The sequence below is a fragment of the Cohnella sp. GbtcB17 genome (assembly GCF_019091135.1).
Classification (GTDB): Bacteria; Bacillota; Bacilli; order Paenibacillales; family Paenibacillaceae; genus Cohnella.
Genome location: NZ_JAGXJW010000524.1, coordinates 1 through 232 on the forward strand (window position 1 = coordinate 1; position 232 = coordinate 232).

The 232-nt window shown below is 50.0% G+C and carries 1 protein-coding gene; it reads right to left on the reverse strand.

Going from position 1 to position 232, the window contains the following annotated elements; translation table 11 throughout:
* Positions 1–232 (reverse strand): hypothetical protein (locus KVT38_RS34325; RefSeq protein WP_483298220.1); only part of this gene is annotated, 232 nt, incomplete at both ends.

The following is a 232-nucleotide window of genomic DNA, read 5'->3' on the forward strand; positions in this document are numbered from 1 at the left end:
TGGGCAAAGCCCTTTGAACCCAAGTCCGGACTGTAGATAACAGACCAGGGAGAGGGAAAGTTCTTTGGCCTCCTCAAGCGCGGTTTGTTTTTCTGTCGGAGAGACGCCGGCCAGTACGCGGTCGCGATATTCATTCCCGTTCATCAGAACTGTAATATCGCAATTAAATAAGCTCCGGACAAAATTATCGCGGCAAAAATGCCTGCGGAAATTCCACATGCTTTGCCGGTAC